9 protein-coding genes are annotated in these 21,911 nt (G+C 40.0%); 3 read left to right on the top strand and 6 right to left on the bottom strand.

Translation table 11 applies throughout. From position 1 onward, the window contains the following. Positions 1 to 13 precede the first annotated feature (13 nt). The 3 genes from ACMZOO_RS02605 to ACMZOO_RS02595 all read right to left on the bottom strand — a co-directional run bounded on the left by ACMZOO_RS02605 (position 14) and on the right by ACMZOO_RS02595 (position 3,561). Complete coding sequence (locus ACMZOO_RS02605; protein WP_440905256.1) at positions 14 to 1,330, bottom strand: YHYH protein; 1,317 nt, start codon at positions 1,328 to 1,330, stop codon at positions 14 to 16. Positions 1,331 to 1,452: 122 nt separating this feature from the next. Then, positions 1,453 to 2,142, bottom strand: a complete 690-nt coding sequence (locus ACMZOO_RS02600; RefSeq protein ID WP_440905255.1) for a response regulator — start codon at positions 2,140 to 2,142, stop codon at positions 1,453 to 1,455. Between the two features lie 3 nt (positions 2,143 to 2,145). Further along, complete coding sequence (locus ACMZOO_RS02595; RefSeq protein WP_440905254.1) at positions 2,146 to 3,561, bottom strand: ATP-binding protein; 1,416 nt, start codon at positions 3,559 to 3,561, stop codon at positions 2,146 to 2,148. Positions 3,562 to 3,795: 234 nt separating this feature from the next. Here ACMZOO_RS02595 and ACMZOO_RS02590 point away from each other — a divergent pair, with 234 nt between their 5' ends. Next, positions 3,796 to 4,557, top strand: a complete 762-nt coding sequence (locus tag ACMZOO_RS02590) for a hydratase (protein WP_440905253.1) — start codon at positions 3,796 to 3,798, stop codon at positions 4,555 to 4,557. A gap of 150 nt (positions 4,558 to 4,707) precedes the next feature. Then, a complete protein-coding gene (locus ACMZOO_RS02585; protein ID WP_440905252.1) occupies positions 4,708 to 6,342 on the top strand; it encodes a methyl-accepting chemotaxis protein in 1,635 nt (544 codons plus the stop codon). A gap of 90 nt (positions 6,343 to 6,432) precedes the next feature. On the opposite strand, the gene ACMZOO_RS02580 is transcribed toward ACMZOO_RS02585, so the two are convergent. Further along, complete coding sequence (locus ACMZOO_RS02580) at positions 6,433 to 7,476, bottom strand: LacI family DNA-binding transcriptional regulator (protein WP_440905251.1); 1,044 nt, start codon at positions 7,474 to 7,476, stop codon at positions 6,433 to 6,435. Positions 7,477 to 7,642: 166 nt separating this feature from the next. Here ACMZOO_RS02580 and argJ point away from each other — a divergent pair, with 166 nt between their 5' ends. Then, positions 7,643 to 8,884, top strand: coding sequence for a bifunctional glutamate N-acetyltransferase/amino-acid acetyltransferase ArgJ (gene argJ / locus ACMZOO_RS02575; RefSeq protein WP_440905250.1), 1,242 nt, complete (start codon positions 7,643 to 7,645; stop codon positions 8,882 to 8,884). A 68-nt stretch (positions 8,885 to 8,952) separates the two neighbouring features. Here the strand turns inward: argJ and ACMZOO_RS02570 are convergent, their stop codons facing one another. Next, positions 8,953 to 9,789, bottom strand: coding sequence for an HDOD domain-containing protein (locus ACMZOO_RS02570; protein WP_440905249.1), 837 nt, complete (start codon positions 9,787 to 9,789; stop codon positions 8,953 to 8,955). Positions 9,790 to 10,219: 430 nt separating this feature from the next. Next, on the bottom strand, positions 10,220 to 21,886 hold the full coding sequence (locus ACMZOO_RS02565) for an Ig-like domain-containing protein (RefSeq protein WP_440905248.1): 11,667 nt from the start codon (positions 21,884 to 21,886) through the stop codon (positions 10,220 to 10,222). Between the last annotated feature and the right edge of the window lie 25 nt (positions 21,887 to 21,911).

Genomic DNA, 21,911 nt, shown 5'->3' with positions numbered 1-21,911 from the left:
CATTCTCCTTGTTTTATCGACGTGAGCCACTTGGTGGACCCATAGTCCCAGCGGTTCGACAGCTGGCAACCGCATTGTCTTGCAACTTACCAGCAAATCTATCACCGATAATGTAAGGAAATGCCGGCGAGAGTTTATTGTTATCGGTTGTTACTGTTATATGGTAGTGATAGCCACGCTGTGCATCTGAGTGACCATTGTATTGGTCTAGATAAGGTGAACCTTGTGCGGTTAAATTTGCATCCCAATAATAGTCTTGATGGTAAAAACCATTGTATGCAACCAAGAAATTACCCGATAAGGTGCGCACTGTTTCATCAAAACCAGGGCCTGAATTAACCGCTTCTGTGCCTTGGCTAACATCATATTGATCAACCAATACACAGCTGCGACCTCCGTCTGAGCAACCTGTGGCTGAATTGGCAGCGTAATCTCTAGTTGTCCAACTGCTGATTGCGAGGACACCATCAGCTTCCCATGGGCCATAAATTGGATATCCATCCGCGGCATAACCATACAATGGCGAGTGTCCGTCAGCCATGTCGCCAACCATATCGGCTAAACAAGTTGAATAAAAATGGTGATGGTAGTCGCCATTGGCTGCGTGGCCACCACAAATATCCACATCATATTGTTCAGCAACTGGCGCTAAAGTATTCCAGTCACCTTCATTATTGTATGTTTGGCCATCTCCCCAGTTATAAACAGATGAACCATTTACCCATAAACCTACTTTGCCTAATCCGGAATCACAGTCTTGGTCGGTTACTTGCGGCGATTTAGGTAAGTAGACAGCGCGGGTATCTTGAGTTGGACATTCTGGCCCAGGAGGCCAATAGCCATAACCTTGATTATTTTGGCAATTTACATTGCTAGAATAACCAATATCTTGACCAAAATTGACTCGTTCTCCAACTGATACTTCAGGTTGGGCATTAACAAAATCTGAATTAGCTTTTGGCCGATTCGCCAGTGAATCGTAAATATCTTGGGTTATTTCAACTTGGTAGTCAGGCACACCTTCAGATGTTACTAAGGTATAATCCACCCCGTTGTTTTGCACATCTTCGACGGATTGCACGTTAACTAAAACACCTTGACCTGTACTGCTGTCAATAATGTGCACAGAGCGAGCATCGTTTTGATTTATTATCCAGCTGCTGTCTGATTGATTGCCATTGTCATTTGAGTTGTTATTGTCGCTCGGTTGTTCTACATCAACGCCGGTGTCGTCTTCATCAACATCTGTGGTTGTTGACACTTTACACGCTGTCAATTGAAGGCTTGTAATAGCGATTGCCATGACTAAATATTTGGTTGTTATCTGCATACTTGCTCCTAAGTTAAAGCGAATATCAAAGCTTTCACTAGTCTATAAAGCAAATGTGCAGATTTAGTGCAGTTGTGGTGAGTATTTAGCGCAACTGTTATACCCAAGTAGCTTGGGTATATTTAGTTAAGTTTATAACCAACGCCATAGATGGCTTGGATTGGAGAATCAGCATTTTTGCTGACAAGTTTGTGGCGCAAATTTTTCATATGGCTGTCTATGGTTCTGTGGCTGACAATGCGGCCATCGTCGTAACAATTTGCCATTAAGCTGTCACGGCTAAATACCACACCGGGTTTTGCCATTAAGGTTTTTAAAATTCTAAATTCCACTAAGGTTAGTTCGACAGCTTGATTGTCTAAATGGCAGCTAAACTTATCTGTATCTAAAACAATATTGGCATGTTCAAGTCGAGTATTCGAGCTATGTGGTTGTTGCGCTTGTTGCACCCGACGTAAAATAATTTGTATGCGGGTTACTACTTCTCGTACCGAAAAGGGTTTACATACATAATCATCAGCGCCACTTTCTAAACCTATTAAGCGGTCAATTTCATCAATACGTGCGGTTAACATTAAAATAGGTACATCAGAGCTTTTTCTAACTGTTTTACATATGCTTAAACCATCAACATTGGGTAACATTCTATCCAAAATAACCGCAGCTGGTTTTAAGGTTAAAATACTCTCGACGGCATCGGCTCCATCCAGCAGAATTTGTGAGTCGAAACCTTCTACTTTCAAATAATCTGCAAGTAGTTGTGCAATTTTAACTTCGTCTTCAACGATTAATATCAGTTTATTGTTCGACATAATTTAACTCCCTGAGCGAATTGGTAATTGCACGGTAATTTTTACGCCACCGAGTTCAGACGCTGACGCTGTGATTTGCCCTCTATGTGCAGCAACAATTTGTTGGCAAATGGTTAAGCCTAGCCCAGCACCTTTGCTGGCTCGACTTCTAGATTGATCTTCTTGAAACAGTGGTTCAAATACATTGTGATAATTGTTGTTGTCAATGGCTGGGGCACTGTCTTCAACGTCAATTTGCACAAAATTTTGTGCTTTGCTGACGGTAATTTTAATCAGCCCTGGTGCATTTGTATATTTAACTGAGTTGGTGATTAAATTTGCGATTAACTGGGCGATGCGTTGTTCATCGGCAACCAAGCTAAGAGATTTAGGACTGAATAACTCTATGGTTAATTTCGCTTGCTCTATGTTGGCGGCATTTAATCCAATTTGTTGCTCGATTATTTTAACGAGATCTGTCGTGGCAAATTGATATCTGAGTCCACCTATATCAGCTAAAGATAATTGATATAAGTCTTCCACTAAATGGTGTAGCCTTTGAACTTCTTGTTCTAACGAATCTAATTGTTGTTCATCCATTTGGCGTACACCCGCTTTAACCAGCTCAATTTCTCCGGCAAGAATAGACAAGGGGGTGCGTAATTCATGTGAAATATCAGCCAACCAACGGTTTTTGCTTGTGCGATTTTTATCTAGCGTGTCGGCTAAATGATCTAGCTGTTTATTCAGTTCACCAAACTCATCTTGATGATATTTGGCTTTGGTTATTTTGAAGTTACCACTTGCGAGTTGGTTTATCTTAGCTAACAGCTGTCGAATAGGTGATAACATTTTTGGAATGGCAACGGCAACCAAGAGTATTGTCAGTAACAAGCTGACAATTGCTATGATGGCAAAGTTGTGTAGTTGTTGGCGGACAAATAAATCCGTCACAGCATCTTTTGGAACTTCCGGTATCCAACTGTGTAAATAACCTATGATCTGTTGCTGATCTTTCAGTGATATTTGTACGCGTAAACGATCGTCCGCAGGGTATTCTGTACCCACAACTAACTTGCCGTTAGCATCAAATAACGCTATGGGGGCGCCCCTTTGAGTTTGTGTTGAGTCTGAGTGTCTTGCAGGTCTTAGGTGATGTGGTCGTTGACCTGCGGGTGGATGTCTTCTATGCCGTGGTCGTATAGGTTGTGGCAAATCATGTTGAGACAAATGACTCACGTTTATTTGTGACCAGTCTTGGCTTTGTTGGTAAATAGGAACCAACCTTTGCGCTAGATTACGCAACTTTTGTTTTTCTTGATTTTGAATAAATTCGACAAAGCCAGATTTAAAACTAAGCGCAGCCAAGATTAACGAAGCCGTGAGGATAACAGTAATTAAGCTGAATAAAATCAAAAATAGCTTGTGCGACAATTTCATAATCAGTGGGTTTAAACCTAGTATTATGGTTAATTTATACCAGTCGGCTATTGCTGACTAGTTTGTCGGTGCAAGTTAGCGGTATTTTGCCAAATGTCTGCACAAGTTCTGCACATTGTGTCCGTTCGTTTATTAATTTCACTTTATTATGCTGAATATATTTATTTATAAGTCATATATTTTGTCAACTTGGCGTATATTCTATACCCAATTTAACCATGAACGAGCTTAATTATGACAATAACAATAGATACTAACCTTGCAGCGCAAACTTTATTGGCGCGCCGTCAACCAGAACAAAAATTTGATACTTTACCTGCTGATGCACGCCCGTATGATATTGAATCAGCCGTGGCAGTGCAGCTGCAAATGATAGAGCAAAAACAAGGTGAAGTGGCTGGTTGGAAATGTTTATTGCCTCCTGCAGAAGACAAAGTGGTGATTGCACCTATTTTTGCAGATAGTTTTTATACTGGCTCACAAGCTAAATTGATGCCTGAAAATGCTAAAGCACGTATTGAACCAGAGATTGCCTTTGTATTGGCAGAAGACTTAAGCGCAAAAGAGGGGGGGTATAGCGAAAGTGAGATATATGCCGCTATTGCTAGCTGTCATATGGCGCTGGAGTTGATGCAAGCGCGTTATCAAGATGGTAGCCAAGCTGAATTCTTTGAACGTTTGGCGGATTGTTTAACCAACCAAGGTTTATTTTTAGGCCCTGAAATAGACAAACAAACCGCTTTTAACACTGCAACTATTGATATTGCAGTAACCCAGAATCAACAAACCGAACAATATCAAGGCAAACACCCAAACAAGTTGGCTTCTGCTCCTTTGTTATGGTTTATCAACTTTGCATTGGAAAATGGTTATCAGCTTAAAAAAGGCCAAGCTATTATTACAGGCTCGTTCGCTGGTGTTTTAGAGTTAAACTTTGCTTCTGCTGATGTGAGTTATGCTGGTTTAGGTCAGTACACAGTTGATCTAATTAGTTAATCTTTTATCTATTTCAAATAATTCTTGTCTTATACACCTCAATCTAACATTGAGGTGTTCATTTAATTATCAAATTCGCTAACTTGTTGTTGACTTTTTATCCAAATTGAATAAATAATGACAGCGTTGTCATTTGTGGTGGGTATATATATGAACAGCTTAAAAGCAAAAACTATTGTTTTAGTCTCAGCTATTTTGGTTGGATTGTTACTAATGACTTATGTAGCATTGTCGGCTTTAAAGATAGCCAGCGATGCAGACAACAAAGCCAGAGTTGGCCAGCTATTTAAATCTACCTACAGCACAGTGTTGAGCCTTGAAAAGCTTCAGCAAAGTGGCGTATTAACTTTGGCTGAAGCTCAGCGCATTGCAACCCAGCTATTGCGGAAAAATGTTTATCACGAGTCGGAATACGTTTATGTGGTAGATAATCAGTTGAACTTTGTTGCTGCACCGCTCGATCCACAATTACACAATTCTTCATTTCATGAATTTAAAGATAGCCAAGGGCAGAGTGTCGGTCAGGTTATGTTAGATGCTTTGGCTAAACAGACTTCAGAGCATGAGTTAGCAGAATACACTTGGCAGCAATTAAAAGCAGATGGCAGCATTGAAAATAAATTATCAATTGTGCAAAAGTCACCCTTGTGGGGTTGGTATATAGGCACAGGTATAGGCTTTGATGAAGTTAATCAGAGGTTTTGGAATACAGCTAGCTGGTTATTAACTATATGTTTAGCTTTAGTTTTTGTATTAGCAGGTGCACTTATTTGGACCTTTAGAAATCTACTTGCGTTAATTGGTGGTGAGCCGAAAGTGGTATTTAGCCAAGTTCATTCGGTTTCAAAAGGTAATTTGCGTGAACAAGCGGGTGAGCAGCTGTGTACTGAACAAGATTCGATTTTAGCTGCGACTTATTTTATGAAATCTAAGTTGCGCAGCATGGTGGAAAATTTGCAGAATTTAGCGGCAAATTTGGCGAGCCAAACACAAGATTCAGAAAATAGAAGTAAACAAATTGAATTGTCATTAAATTCGCAACAGCAACAAATTGACCTGGTTGTCACCGCTATTACCCAAATGTCCGCAACCTCAGAAAGTGTTGCTGAAAACACCAATCAAGCAGCTGAAGCCGCAAATTTAGCCAGTGAACAAAGTGACGTTGTGATAGATATTGTTGGCAATAGCGTGAATAAAATGCAGGCGTTAACTCAGCAATTACAAGCCAGTGATGCGGTTGTGAATAAGTTAGGCCAAGATGTGCAAAGTATTGGGGTTGTATTAGATGTTATTCGTGAAATAGCCGAACAAACTAATTTGTTAGCGCTGAATGCAGCTATTGAAGCGGCGCGTGCTGGTGAAGAAGGTCGTGGTTTTGCGGTAGTGGCAGATGAAGTCAGGCATTTAGCCAAACGTACCCAAGATAGCACCAGCGAAATTCAAACCATGATAGATACTTTAAGACAAGGTGCTAAAAGTGGGGTGGAGTCAATGCAGTCGTGCATAGTCGCGGCTGACGATGCGGTTAATACTGTATCTGAAACTCACTTGTCATTACACGGCATAGCCAAGGCGGTTGATACTATTAATCAAATGAACAATCAAATTGCCTCAGCAGCAGAAGAACAAAGCATTGTTTGTGATGATATTATGAACAGTGTGCATAGAATTGCGGATACCGCACATACAGTGACTCAAGCATCGCATGAAAATCAAAGCGCGACACAAGCATTAGTGGGTTTAACGACACAAGTTAAAAGTAACTTAGATTTTTTTAGCCGATAATTGCAAACGTGGAGTAAATTGCTGGTTTGAGCCTGTTTAACTAAAAAACTCGGCTATAACGTTTAAGTCGTAAGTTTTCTCATTGAATGACTAACTGCTTAAACGGATAACCAGCTCTGATGGCAAGATAGTATTTTGGCTGAGCTCTCCAGCTAATAATTGTTCCGCTGCTACTTTGCCTTTTTCTTTACTGCGCTGGCACACAGTTGTTAACGGAGGGGTCACGCGTGAAGCTTCAGGAATATCGTCAAATCCGACTATTTTAACAATATCCGGCATATCCAAACTTAACTCTCGAGCGACAGCCATCGCCGCTATGGCTATGGTATCACTCATACAAATCAAAGCATCAGGCATTGGCAGAGAGGTCAGTGCTTCATGCGCAGCTTGATACGCAAGTTGATAATTGTTTTCTGGAATGTGCCAAATTCGGCTAGGCGAGATAGTTAAATTATTAGTTTTAGCTGCGGCTAAATAACCATTTAGTCGTCGTCTGGATATTGAGAAACACTCCTGCAGTAGCTCTGCTTGTGTTATGCGACAAACCCTATCACTACTAATGAGTTTTAAACCCAAGATAGCGGGCTGCGATGGCTCGTTGATAAAAACATGGCTGGCTATGTCATAGGCTGCTTGGTAGTTATCAATGTTAACGGAAGGATAGCCTTCTAGGTCAATATCTACTGTGATACAGGGTTTTCCTTGCTGGATAACCCGTTCGAACAATGGATTTTTATCTTGACTTCCATAGATAATAAAACCGTCTGGCAGTGATTCTATTCCGGATGTATTGGCACTGTTAGATGAACTAGACAGTAACAGCAGTTGTTTGTTATTTTTTTCTAAAACTTCACTGATACCCTGTAGAAATTGATTGGCGACAGGATCGGTAAAATGATACGAAAGTGCGTCTGACAACAAAACACCGATAACACCAGACTCGCCTTTGCGTAGCGTTCGTGCAGTTATATTTGGGCCATGATATCCAATACGTTTGCATTCAGACAGAATACGCTCACGCAATGACGCAGATAGCTGATCTGGTCGATTAAATGCATTCGATATTGTCGCCGTCGAGCAATTTAGAACTTCGGCAACTTTCTTGAGTGTAAGTGGTTTGTTATTCTTATTCACATAAACGCCCAATATGTTAATAAAGACTGACAATTCTAAAAGGTTTTAGTGGTTAATGAAAGCTCGATTATGACAATTTTTTAACTTTTTTCCATATATAAAACTTTTGCAAGGTGTTCAAGCAACCGCTAAAATCCACAAAAACTGACTTTTAATAGAGAAGAAGATGCCGGTTAATCTACCTGAAATTGAATCAATGGAACTATACCCAGTCGCGGGTGTTAAGCTTGGTTGGGCGCAAGGCCATATCAAAAAAGCGAATAGAAAAGATGTACTTGTAATTGAATTGTGTGAAGGTGCTAGTGTTGCTGGTGTTTTTACCCTCAATCGTTTTTGTGCCGCCCCCGTCACTTTATGTCGCCAACATTTAGCTGGCAATAAAGGTATTCGTGCTTTAGTTGTGAATACTGGTTGTGCGAATGCTGGAACGGGCGAGCAGGGGATGTTAGATGCGAAAAAAACCTGTAATGCAGTCGCTGAGTTGTTAGCCATCCCACAAGACGCAGTACTCCCATTCTCTACTGGGGTTATTTTAGAAAATTTACCAATGGATAGACTATTAGCTGCATTACCAAATGCGGTAAATAATCTAGCTGAAGACAACTGGAAAGACGCTGCTTATTCAATTATGACCACGGACGTTGCACCAAAAGCAGTTTCTGAACAGTTAAACATTGCTGGCAAACAAGTTGTCGTAACTGGTATTTCCAAAGGTGCGGGTATGATCCATCCTAATATGGCAACCATGTTAGGCTATTTAGCGACAGATGCGGGTATTGAACAATCGCTATTAACTGAAATCACGAAAGAAATTGCAGATTTGTCTTTTAACTGTATTTCAGTTGACGGTGATACATCGACCAATGATTCTTTTATTATTATTGCCAGTGGTCAAAGTGAAGTTCAATTCAATAGCCGAGAACAAGCCGGTTTTGCTGAGCTTTATCAATCTTTATTAGCAAGTGCACAAAAACTCGCGCAAGCCATTGTCCGTGACGGTGAAGGTGCAACTAAATTTATGTCAGTTAATGTGCATGGTGCTAAAACCATGGCTGAAGCTAAAGCGGTTGGATTTGCGATAGGTAAAAGTCCGTTGGTTAAAACTGCATTTTTTGCATCTGATCCAAATTTAGGTCGAATATTGGCTGCTATTGGTTACGCGGCACGTGAATGTGATTCTCTTAACGACCTTGATACTAATTTAATTGATTTGTACTTAGGTGATGTATTGGTTGCCGACAAAGGCGGATTGGCAAAAAGTTATAAAGAAGCTGATGGTCAAAACATTATGAACCGTGCTGAAATTGATATGACAGTTAAGCTAAATCGTGGTGATGTAGACGTAACTATTTGGACTTGTGACTTTAGTTATGAATATGTGCGTATAAACGCTGATTACCGCTCGTAATTGTTATGAAAAAAGGCAGGGGAAACCTGCCTTTTTAATCTCGCTCTTATTCTCGTTATCTGCTTGTGTTAATAAACTGAGTTTGCTTGAGGGCAAACAATAGCAAATACACTAAAAGCACCAATATTCGCCCAATCCATGGCACCATCTAAATCATTTTTGCTGTAACCTAATATTTCGACTAATTGGCTTGGCAGCATTTTATCCATGTCGAATTGGTCAGGAAAGACACTAATTAAACCGAGTCGGCACGACAAATACATAAGTTGGCTTTCTAATGAGCTGCCAATATTATGTTGGTTTAAAATCAAATTCACCATGTGATTAGGTAAACGCCAATGCTTAAATAACATAGCGCCTAAAGTTGCGTAGTCAAACCCTAACACTTCTTGTTGAACTAAGTGTAATGGTTGATTACTGCGTATTTGTTCACACTTGGTTGCAGCAGCCGGATTAACTTGTGCAACAATTAATTCGCCTACATCATGTAATAAACCAGTTACGAATAAACTATCGGCTTTTTTAATCCGTTCTTTTTTGGCGAAACGTTTGTAGATTAATGCGGTATTAATACTGGTACGCCAATGTCTATCCAAATCAATTGCTGAAGTATCTAATTTAGCCAAGGCGGTTGATGTGCCTGTTGCTAATACTAAGTTGTACACAGCATCTGCGCCCAACAGGGTAACGGCTTTGCCGACCGTTTCTACCTGGCTACTAAAGTTATACAAGGCGCTATTGGCTAATTTTAAAACATGCCCAGTAATAATAGGATCAAATGACAATACTTCAGCTATATCAGCCATGGTCGAGCTGTCGTCTTCAATTAATTCTTGTATTCTGTGGCAGGTATCAGGTAAAGCGCAGGTTCTTCCAGCTTTGGTAATATACTCTTCTATTTTCATAACCGTCTTCTCTATGAATGAGCGACGTCCTATCGATCTAATAATGACTGGAGTTTGCCAATTCAACATTGGCTTACATAAATTATAGGAGAATTCTGAACTATAAAACGATTAATATCTACAAGAATGTTACTTTTTTGTAGCAAACTTCACAATCTAACCATTGACAGGGGCAGCTTGAACTGCCCCGTTTCAAAGACTATTTATCCAAAGTTAAGATTAATTAACCTCAGCTGCGCATAATCAAAATTGCCCAACATGTCTATTTTTCCATCTTTCTGCGTTATTTTTACTACTAATAGCCAGCTATTAGATACATAAAAATGCCTTGATAGATGAAAAACTATCCGCATTGGACCGTAAAAATAAACGAATTAGCGTTAAAATTCATAAATTAACTTCAACTCTGCTTACGCGCAGCTGAGGTTAATTACATTCCGTCTGTTGCAATGAGTTGTGTGTCAAAGCGTCTAAAGGTGTAACTTAAACGGTTGCCTGTAGCATCGCAAATATAGGGTGATGCACTAATGTATAAATAGTAAATCGTATCTGCTGTTAAGGGGTTTGTTGGCTGATAACTTAGGCTCATCTTGTCGGCTGAAATAATAATTTCGCCAGCAACTTTATTGCCGCTATTATCCGCAATATAAAAGCTTTGCTCGTTGATTGATGTTGGATCTAACACCTCAGACACAGTTATTTGTGGCACAAAGTCGCTAGTAACTTCTTCAGCGTTGGTGAAATTGAAACTTACAATACTCGGATTTGCTATATCCATAGTGCTATGAGTCACAAAAGAGATATCGACTGGGTTGCTTGTCTCGTTGTTACTAAGATCAGTGACTTTTGATAAAGTTAACTGGTAGCTAGCGTTAGCTTGCAGGACAGTTTGTGGTTTAACAACCACAAGGGTTCGATCGTTTAAATAACTTAAAGCGACAGGTACTTTATTGCCAGAAGAGTGCATAAGCTCAACTTGACTCGCATCTATATGAGATATAGCTTCGTTAAACTCAATTCTAAAGATGCTGTTGATCGCAATTTCAGTTTGGCCATTGGCAATTGAGCTACGCACAACTATCGGCGCAGAAACGTCTGGAATGAAACCTGTGGTGAAGCTATAACTTAGCGCATTACCTGTATTGCCACTGGTATCTTTTATCCCACCGACATACAGAGAGTAGCCCGTGCCAGCATCCATAGCTTGGACAGGGGTTATGCTTAGCTTACTATTTTGCTGCGAATAACTCAGGCTGATATCAACATATTCGCCAGCTGCTGAGTTATACAAATAGTGAGCATTGGTCTGAAGGTTAACTGGATTTATCGCTTCAGAGTAGACCAATTCAAAGTTTGCATTTGTCGCAACACTCTGTTGGCCATTAATTAAATTAACATCAATTAATGTTGGGCGGACAAAATCGTCTATTGCTGCGGTAGTTAAGTTGTAAGTATGGTCCGTGCTGGAATTTCCCGCATTATCTTGAAGATTGTTAAGCGTTTCTGTGATGTCACTATTTAAAGCCAACGGCTGGTGTTTTTGATAAGTGACTATAGTGTTGTTATCTTCAAACATAACCGCGTGGTCTTGCCATTGGGAGGTGGCAAACAGTAACGGGTTGATACTTTCATCAAGTTTTAGCGCAAATTGAGGGTTTATACCCACATTACTTAAACCGTCTGCTGGACTAAAGTGCAGGATGCTCGGCGCTATATCATCATTTGCCGCTTGTTGAGCTGTGGTAAAATAACTATTTGCATTAGATGCTAAAGTTTTGCCATTGCTTGCTCGAATACCATTGTTAATCGTTAGCCGATAGAAGGTGTCTGCGGCTAACGTTTGATCTGGCGTAACAAAAACTAGATTGCCATCTTGATGCAGCGACAATCTAGTTGGGATCAGCGTCCCTGTGTTGTGCTCATACAAGGCGAAGAAATCATCAGAAACATCTGCAGGATTAAGTGTTTGGCTAAATTGCACAGTTAATTTTGCATTGTCAGGTAAATCAGTCGCGTATGAAGTTGGAAAATATCCAGTGACATAGATATCGTCATTTGCCGGATCATTGATCACTAAGTTTGAGTCATAGTTATTGATGTAGTTACCCGCTAGATCTCTGATTTGACTCGGTACTGAATAGTCAATTCTATCACCTAGTTGCCAAGCGTTGTTTGGTTCAATTGTTAATACATTGGCCGCCGTTAATGTTAAGTTGGCTAAGCTAGTTTCACCATTGACGGCAATTTGCAGCTCAGCTGGAATTGTTGCTGCATCAAGATCTTCAGACAAGTAGAGTTGAATATTTTCTGGAATAAATGTCAGCGTGCTATTCGTACTTGGGTATTGCCTTGTAACATAAGGGCGGGTGCTTTCAGTTAAGTTAATACCTGTGGTAAAACTGCCAATAAAAGGTGAAATCGAATTGTCAGCTAAATCAGTTACATTATTGTTTAATACAACCGAAATTGTACTTGCTGATGCAAGTGTGCCCGCTGAAAGTTTTATGCGTTTACCATCGGCTGAACGGCTTATTGAAGTAGATTTTAGCTCGCCGTTTACAAATAATCGAATGTTATTGCTACTAAGCGTTGACGCATTCATTGGTTCTGAGAACTCAAGCCAAATCTCAGCATTGACTTGATTATCCGTGCTACCTGAGTTTGGCGACATGCTAACAATAGTTGGCGTGGTTGAATCTTGCACTGACGAGTCAGTATTAAAATAGCGGGTGGATAAATTTCTACTGTTGCCAGCAAAATCTTTAATGTTGCTGTAAATACTGATTGTATATCGAGTATCTGGGGTTAAGGCTTCATCGAAGGTAAATGTCAGGGTATTACCATCAACAGACTGCTGGCCGGATACGCTATAACTGTTTGCGCTGACTTCAATTTGGCTAGTTAACGCAATATCTTCATCAAAACTCAATTGAATTTGGTTTGTGGCTAAATCAACCTCAGTGCTCGCATGCACAGGTGTCATATTAACTAAACTTGGCGCTATGCTATCTTCGATAGCAATTGAACCTGTAGAAAATTCAACTAAGGTGCCTGAATACAGGTTGCCCGAATAATCTGGTAGGTCATTCGCAATGAGCTGGTAAGTTTCTAATGGCACTAAATTTTCTTCAGGTACTAAGCTTGCGCCTGTGTAGTCACTATTCATTGTGCCGGAAAGTGCAACGGCATTACCTTGGCTATCGACTAATTTTATGCATTCGCCAAAACAAGTACGGCTAATACGCTCGTTAAATTGTATTGATATTTGTGCGTTAACTGGAATATCACTGGAATTGTTGGCAAAGCTAGTTGCTGATAATACAGGTGCTGTATTGTCGACATCTTCGCCTGAGGTAAAGTTATACCAGCGATAGCTAGCGCGATTGCCGGCTAAATCTGTAATGTAGGGCGACGCTGAAATATATAGCGTGTAGCTCTTATTCGCTTCAAGCTGGGCAGCTGGTTTGACTTTAACTGAGTTCAAATCGTCGGCAAAAATATAATCCAAGGCTATATATTGATTATGCCTATTATCATATAGATACAAGCTATCTGAGTTGATGGTTGCTCTGTCGATAACATCCGAAAACTCTAATATGAATTCTGGGTTTAGTGCTACATCTGTTTGATTCGACTGCACCAGCGACCAATTTTCAATGTCAGTCGTTAATAAATCTGCTTGCGAGCCAGTAGTAAAGTTACGTACTACACCTTGAGCAAGACTATTTTCCGCTAAGTCATGAATGCCATTAACAATTAATTGATACTGAGTGTCAGGCTTAAGCAATTGTTTTGGCGTGATGGTTAACAAAGTTAATCCACGCGAGAAAGAAACATCAAATTCGACACTCTCACCATTTTCTTCAAGTTGAATAATTGGGTTGGCAACCAAAGTAACTGCTTCATTAAATTGCAGATTTATTTTGTGATTAATTGGAATATTTGTCGCACCATCTAACATGCTGGCGGCAATCAGTTCAGGTGCTGCGGTGTCTGATTCAAAACCAGTATAAAAATTACTGGATTGATAACTGATGTTACGCCCAACTAAATCTTGTAAACCATAGACCACATAATAATAGCGTCTGTCTGCTGCTAGTTGGGTCTCTGGCTGCATGTACAAACGCGTTCCTTGGTGGGTTAACCCAGAATTAATTGGAATTTGTTTGTTTTCGACTGTATCAAAAATGTAGATTTGACTACCTTCTAAACTGGTAAAATCAATGGTTTCACTAAATTGCCAGAAGAGTTTTGGATTGCGGCTCATAGGGTTGACTAGTTCAGTTTGCGTCACAATCGTTGGAGACGTGAAGTCTAACTCTGAACTCGTGGTAAAAGTTGTGCTGACATCCGCCACAGGGTTACCCGCAAAATCTGCAATGTTAGGTAACGTCAAAGTTGTACTTTGATTTCCAGCCAAAGGTTGAGTGAGTTTGAGTGTGATAATTTTATTATCTGAGCTAATGGTTAAACTATTATAAGTTTCATCTAAATAATCAAATGACAAAATATCGACCGCTTCATCAAATCTGACAGATAGCTGAGTTTGCAGCGGCACATTTGTAGTTGAATCAGCCGGACTTATAGTACGCATTTGTGGCGCTCTATCGTCTGCAATTGCATCTTGGTTTACCGTGAAGTACATAGAGCGAGTTGTTGTTGGAGAATCGCCGTCTGTATCTACTATGCTACTTTCGATGCGCAGGGTATAACTGTTACCCGCGGTCAATTGAATTTGCGGTGATACTGTTACTAGTGTCTGATTGTTCGACAAATTCAGTTCAATTGGCACTATGCTATTTTGAGTTGTGTCGGTTAACACAAAATTACTTGTGTTGACTGAGCCTTGGCTGAGTGCTTCTGAAAATTTAACTCGAACAATAGGGTTGATTATATCGATTTGGCTAAAGCTGTTTGGTGAATAATCAACTGGGTAGGGGCGTAAACCTGCTGTATCTATCCCATCACCCATAGTTAAATTTGTGCTATATGCGTACAAATAGTTGCCGTTAACATCGGTAATATTTGAAGTAAGATGCAGTGAAATTAAGCTGTTATTGGCAAAATTATTGGTTGTCGATATTTTAACTATTCTATCGTTTGCCAGCGTGTCTATATCTATAGGCAACAGCACACCATCTTGCGTTAAATACAAGTTATCCGTTAACGAAGATACGTCTATGCTTTCTGACATATAAACATATAAAGTATCTAAATTAGTTAATGAATAAGCTGATGTAGCAGGGGTTACATCAATCACACGCGGTCTGGTAACTTCATTGGCATTTGCGCCTGTAGTAAAGCTCATTACATATGGGTCTAGCGTATTGCCATCTAAGTCGGTTAAGCCATTGGTTAATACTAAGCTAACCACAGCATGTTCAGGTAATGTTGAATTGACCAAGATAGATTTGTTATCAGCAGATCTTGAAATTGACGCCGACAATTTATCGCCATTATGGAATAACGCAATATTCGCACTATTAATGGTATTACTGGTTAACGCCTCATCAAGGTTAATTTGGATCGTTTGTGTTGGGTCAACTTCAGTTTGGCCATTTATCGGCGCTGTCGATACAACTTGTGGTTTAGTACTGTCTGTTTCACTGACAGTGTCGAAATAACGTGTAGATATAAAACCGTTATTGCCGAAGATATCTGTCACTGTATAAGCCGTGGTGATTGTATATCTAGTACCACCCCGTAACGATTCATTTGGCACAAAGGTGATGGTATTGCCAGAAACACTTGTGCTACCTGAAACCTCAATGCCTGAGTGGGTTAACTTCATTGTCGAAATGGGCGAGATAACTTCGTCAAAAGTGACTGAGATTTGTGTACCAACATCCACATTATTGGTCGCATGCGCGGGTGAAACATTCACAAGTTGAGGTGCTTGTGTGTCTGTCAGAGCATCTGACGCTGAGGTCAAGACCAGTTGCTGACTTGGTAAGATATTACCCGCCATGTCACAGAAATCAGTGATGGACAAAGTATATTGGCTTTCGCCAACCAGCGCTTCGCTTGGTTTAACTTCAATATGGGTTAAGTCTGAACTAATAGTCAAATCATAATCTAATGAAGCACCTTGGTTATCTGTGAGTTTTAATTGGGCATTTTCACAATGAGGATTTATTGCTTCATTAAAGGCGACAATAATAGGCTGATTTACAACAAGTGCATTTGTGGTAATTCCGCTATCTACTAGCATAGGGGCAGTCGAGTCGCTGCTATAACCTGTAGTAAAACTGCGTGTTCTATATGTTTGGCTCGAGGTGTTGGTAATATCTTTTATTCGTTGATCATAACTTGTATAAATCGTATATCTACGGTTGCTTTTTAACGCTTGCAATGGGGTTAGGCTGACGCGAGTTTGGTCGTTAGACCAAGTTTTGCGGGTGGCGACTTTGTACGAAGCTGCATTATCCCATAAATAAATAGTCGACTCATTTATCGAAGTGGGGTCGACCATTTGATTGTAGGCAACTGTTAATACCGGCAGAGTCGGCATCTGAGTTTGTGACGATTTAAAACTCCAATTACTGACATCTAGCGTACCACTTAAGCTGTTGCCAGATGTGGTGAAATTTAAGCTTTTGCTTTGTGCCAATATATTTGCACTAGAATCAGTGACATTTTCAACCGTAACATTATAAATAGTATCAGCTGTTAGTGGTTCATCCGGTTGAATCAGCAGGCGAGTATTGTCGTCAACTAAACTCAAAGTGTAATTAACACTTTGATTATTCGATAGATCAGTAAAATTAACACCAGATAAATTTAGCGGGTCAATCGCTTCTGAGAACTTAGCCGCAACAACAGCATTTGTCGGGACAGAAGTATCATTTTCTCTAATGCTGAATGTTGTTAATTCAGGCGCAGTTGTATCTGCTTGATAACCTGTGGTGAATCGAGCCGTAAAACTAAACAAAGGGTTATCAAATAGATCCGTTATACCTGTACTTAAGCTTAAATAATGTTGGCGACCGGATTTTAAAGGGGAGCTAGGCACAAAGATAATTGTGTCGTTGTCACCTTGTAAACTGACTGTGCCAGCAATTGTTTGATTGCTAGTAAGGTCAATTAAACTCACATGCTCTGCATGTATTGTGCTTGTTTTAACCGCTTCGTCAATTTTGATAATAACGCGTGTATTGGTTGATATATCTGTGCTGTTGTTACTTGGTAATATACTGGCAACGCTTGGTCTTGCACTTTCAGTACAGGCGCCTGTACTAAAGGTGTAGCTGTAGGCAGCCGTTAAGTTACCGGCTAAATCAGCTACAGCTGGCACAGAAACTTGATAATCGCTATTCGATAACAAGTTATTTTGTGGTTCTAGTTTAATACTTTTATTTTCTTCAAAGAAGGTAACAACCGCAGCAATTTGTTGGTCATTTTGGGTTAGATAAAAATTACTGGTATCTAAATTACGTACGCTAATGGTTTCATCAAACTTGATGATAACAGGCTCATACTCACATACATCTGTCGCTGAGCTACTAGGTGACTGACTCACTATAGTTGGTACATTTCTATCAGAGCTAATTGGACTTTGGTTGGCATCTAGCTCTACTTTGTCGTTAACACCGTCAGAATCTGAGTCTGCCGAGTCGAGTTTACTGAATATAATGGCTTCAATTAAATCAGCTATTTCGTCACTGTCGCTGTCGGTTAAATCTTTGTCTGAGTTGTAATGCGACAATTCAATTAAATCGCTTAAACCGTCAGAATCTGAATCCGGAATAGGCGATAAAGTTTGGGTGACATCAAAAGCGGTTTCGTCGGCAAACATGAACCTAGCTTTAACCACAAAATCGTCGCTTTTCGCTTGAGCTCTATAACTAAATGGCCACGTAGTGTCTGTACCAAGCAAAACGTCGTCGATATAAAAAGAGACTGATTGAACCAATTCATTCAAATTGTCGCTTATTTGGTAACCTGCTTGGATTTCGAAAAATGCTCCATCAGTTACTTGAGGGTTTAAAAACGCGAAATAATTTAAGCTAAAGCGAGAGCTTGCATCATCTGGGGTATTTGCCAGTGCTCTGTATTGACCTATATACAAATGGTTATTTGCCACGGCATACACGTATTGATTGTCTATGCTTATTGCTTTGCTTCTACTTAATGAAACACTGCTTAAGTCGATTAACTGGCTAAATACAGGTTGTTGCTCATTGCTGATATTAACTATCGGCAGTGCATTGCTAAACAAACTGTCGTTGAATAGTGCATAACCTTGGCTAATTGCTATGTCGGCTGGGAAAAATCTATTGTTGTCATGCTCTAAGCTTATCGAAGGCACTGAAGTCGAAGAATCAGTAGAAGTATGTTCTTCAACTTTAAATACTTTGTAACCACATAAATTACATGCCACATGCAGCATATTGTTTGCACTTAAATACATTTGGCTGACGCCGGCTAAATTGTATTTGGCAGCATTATTTAAATCGGGTGATTCGATATCATCTGTGTTTATTACGTACAAAGATTGCTCGGTTGCCATAGCGATAAAATCGCCATTTGTTGCAACTGCATTTACTTGCTCGTAGTGATTAAATAGTAGAGCTTTTACTAAGGTTTGCCCGTTATCACTGTATACAATATCGACACCATCATATTTATTTGGTAACAATAAATAAGGCCCAGCGACTGCGATATCGGTAATTTCACCACCTAAATGTAGGCTTGCTAAGTTGGTTGCAGTTGAATCACTAGACACATCCCAACTTTCTAAATTGCCCCCTTGCAGGATTGCGTACAAAATACCTGAGTGGAAATAGAGTTTTTGTGCTGGGCTTGAAGTTGTTAAAGTTTCTAGTAGAGCTGGGTTTGTCCGGTCTGAAATATCGTAAATCGCTATACCGCTTTGCGTTGCTAAATACGCAACATCTTGATTAACTTGAATATCGTAAATTGTGTCATCAATCGCCAAATGGCCGATTAAACCTGGAGTAAATGATTGTTGATTGTTCGCGACGGTAAAAGATACAGTAGCGGTATTTGAGTTTAATTCACCATCATTAACCAAAAACGATAGGCTGTCTGCACCTTCAAAACCTGCATTAGGTGTGTAGACTAAAGAGCTTCCATCTATACTGGCAGACCCTTGAGTTGCTGGGATTTGAATTGAGTAAGTTAAACTGTCATTCTCAACATCAGACGCATAAGCGCTTAAATCGACCAAAGCACTGGTATTACTATTAAGGCTGACCTGTGCATTTTGAGCAACCGGCGCATCATTTATTGCTGCGATTGTGATAGGGAACTCAGCAGAATCTGTTAATAAACCATCTGAAACTTGTAATTGAACTTTGTCTTGGCCGGAAAATTCAGGGTTGGGCACAAATATTAAAGTATTGGCATTTAAACTTGTTTGGCCATTTAGCGCTGCTGCTAACAAGGTGAATGTTAAGTCATCACCATCTGGATCAGTTACGAATTCGCTTAGGTCTATAGATAAAGTAACATCTTCTTCGCCTGTCCAAGTTTCAACGTTAAATACAGGAGCGTCGTTCTCTATCGCAACAGCAAATTGAATGGTTACTTGGTTGCTTAGGCCTTGGCTATCTGTCAGAGTTAAAGTGATAGAGTCTAACCCTGAAAAATTAAGGTTAGGTGTATAACTTAAAGTGCCATTTACTATACTTGCTTGCCCAAATTGTGGGGCTTGCTGAATGCTATAACTAACAGTGTCTTGTTCAGCGTCTTGCACGAAGTCAGCTAAAATAATGTCTTTATTAGTGTCTTCGTCCACATTAAAGCTCGACTGGGTAATAACCGGTGCGTCGTTTACCGCAGTAACGCTTAGGTCAATTCGCCCATTTACTTTGTCATTTACACCGTCTGATACTGAGAAAATAATTTGGTCATTCCCAAAAAAGTTTGTTGCTGGCTGATATTTTAAAATGCCAGCTTCGATACTTGTTTGACCGTTTTGCGCGTCGGTTTCTATCGTGTAGGTTAGGCTATCACCTTCAGGATCTTGTGCTAGGCTAGCTAGACTTACGCTAATGCTTTGTTCTTCAGCTGTAACAAAGTTACCGTTGCTGACGACAGGTGGCAAGTTAACGTCTTGGATATTTATACTAACGGTTTGTTGTGCACTCGTACCTGCGGTATCAGTTGCAGCATAGATAAAACTGATGTTACCAACAAATACATCGTTTGCTTGATAACTAAAACTACCGTCAGCATTTAAGCTAACTTCACCTTGGGTGGTTGGAGTAATTAAAGAAACGGTTAAACTTTCACCATCTACTTCACTGTCGTTGGCTAATACGCCTGGCGCTAAAATAGTTAATAGCTCACCTTTATCAAGTGAATAATTATCAGCTTGCAGCCTTGGCAGATCGTTAATGGGGTTGACGGTAATTGAAACTGTCGCTTGTGAACTGATATCCGCTTGGGCGATTTGGTAATTAAAAGAATCAGTGCCATTAAAGTCAGCTGATGGCTGATAAGTAAATTGGCCTGATTGATCTAGTATCAAACTACCATGATTAGGCTGAGTTATAACAGACAGAGTTAAAGGTAAACTGGCGTTAATTGAGTCGTTAGCAGTTAAGTTGTCTGTCAGAGTTAAATCTTCGTCTATTTGATAACTGTCATTGATAGCTCGGACAGATTGAGTTAAATCACCAACGTTTACCTCTACATTAACTCGATTGGAAAGGGCTGTGCCGTCGCTAGCTTGGTAGCTAAATCTAACTTGCCCGATGAAATCGGATGAAACTGTGAAGGTGAGGCCGTCGTTTGTCGCCTGAATTTCTGCGTTTTCAATATCTTGAATGCTGTTTTGCACCAGAGTTAATTGATCGTTTGCGTCTTTGTCACTGTCGTTATTGAGTAAATCTGTATAAGGAATTTGAAAGCTAGTTTGTCCACTGGTTATGTTAAAGCTATCTTCAACTGCAACTGGTGCATCGTTAACAGCTAAAACTTCAAATTCAATAAATGCAGTTGTGGTTGCATTAAATTCATCTGCTAGTTCAAACGAAAATGAATCTGTCCCTGCGAAATCAGCTGCTGGTGTATAAGTTACATCACCTTCGGCAGTTAAGGTTACACTACCTTGGTTATTCGTTGAGAAGGTTCCTGTTGCAAAGGTAACCTGATGATCTTCGTTGTCTGAAATTGCACTTGCGATATTAAATTGGCTTTGGCTATCTTCACTTAACGTAATTTTCGTTGCGGTAAATACTGGTGCTTGGTTACCTAATAAAACAATTTCTGACTGCGCTGATTCACCATGTGCATCAATGCCTTTTACTTGCAGTTGATAATTGCCGCCAGTGGAGGGAAAACTAAAAGAATTATTGGTTAAAGATAATTTTTGTTGTTGTGCTTGGTTGTCTTGTTGCCAATATACATTGTAGTGAGTGTAATCACCTGCCAATAATTGCCAATTAACACTAACAGACGCTGCTGTTCGTTCAATTGATGTTAAGTTGATACTCCTTGGTTGCCAAGAAAATGACTGGCTGGCAACAAGTCGAATGGTGCTGCTTTCAATATCATCGGTAGTTTGCCCCCAAATTTCGACTGTTTGGTTGCCTTGCGTCAAGCCAAAGTTGTCAGGGTTGATACCGGTTAAAGTAATATCAATTTCAGTGTTATTGCTGTCGTGGGTAAAGGCTTGAGTATTACAAGGTGAACACAATAAAACATTTTGCTCGGATTGCGCTAAGCTGAAAAATAAGCGATTTGGTAACGGCGTTGTTTCATTAGTTGTTAGCTTAAGTCGAACAAAAAAACCACCTTGCACATTTGCCGGTAAATTAAGCAAGTCTGTTTGCCATGGGGAGGTTGTAACTTGAGTGAAGTCGCCAGTGAGATTTTCTTGTTGGTTTGATGGCAATGCACGTCTAGCTGTTGTTGTCTCATTCACAAAGTGTACTGGTTGACCATTAACAAAGCGTTTAGGCAGTACAAATTCTGAATAATCTTGCTGACTAATCGATATAGTTTTTTGAGTTGATTCAGTGTTGGTTGCTGTAGACTCTGGTGTGTTATCTCCACCACACGCAGTCAGTACAAACACAAGTGAAACAGGCAAGGTTTTTACCAGATGAAAAAAACTTGGCGTTTTCATTCTATCTCCTGATGGACAATAGGCC

This window comes from Catenovulum sp. SX2 (assembly GCF_052056295.1).
Lineage (GTDB): Bacteria > Pseudomonadota > Gammaproteobacteria > Enterobacterales > Alteromonadaceae > Catenovulum.
The sequence above is the reverse complement of the archived record's forward strand: the minus strand, read 5'-3'. Positions and strand labels throughout refer to the sequence as shown.

Coding starts and splice junctions, on each gene's coding strand:
- ACMZOO_RS02605 (WP_440905256.1), bottom strand. CDS start 1,330: ATGCAGATAACAACCAAATATTTAGTCATGGCAATCGCTATTACAAGC.
- ACMZOO_RS02600 (WP_440905255.1), bottom strand. CDS start 2,142: ATGTCGAACAATAAACTGATATTAATCGTTGAAGACGAAGTTAAAATT.
- ACMZOO_RS02595 (WP_440905254.1), bottom strand. CDS start 3,561: ATGAAATTGTCGCACAAGCTATTTTTGATTTTATTCAGCTTAATTACT.
- ACMZOO_RS02590 (WP_440905253.1), top strand. CDS start 3,796: ATGACAATAACAATAGATACTAACCTTGCAGCGCAAACTTTATTGGCG.
- ACMZOO_RS02585 (WP_440905252.1), top strand. CDS start 4,708: ATGAACAGCTTAAAAGCAAAAACTATTGTTTTAGTCTCAGCTATTTTG.
- argJ (WP_440905250.1), top strand. CDS start 7,643: ATGCCGGTTAATCTACCTGAAATTGAATCAATGGAACTATACCCAGTC.
- ACMZOO_RS02570 (WP_440905249.1), bottom strand. CDS start 9,789: ATGAAAATAGAAGAGTATATTACCAAAGCTGGAAGAACCTGCGCTTTA.
- ACMZOO_RS02565 (WP_440905248.1), bottom strand. CDS start 21,886: ATGAAAACGCCAAGTTTTTTTCATCTGGTAAAAACCTTGCCTGTTTCA.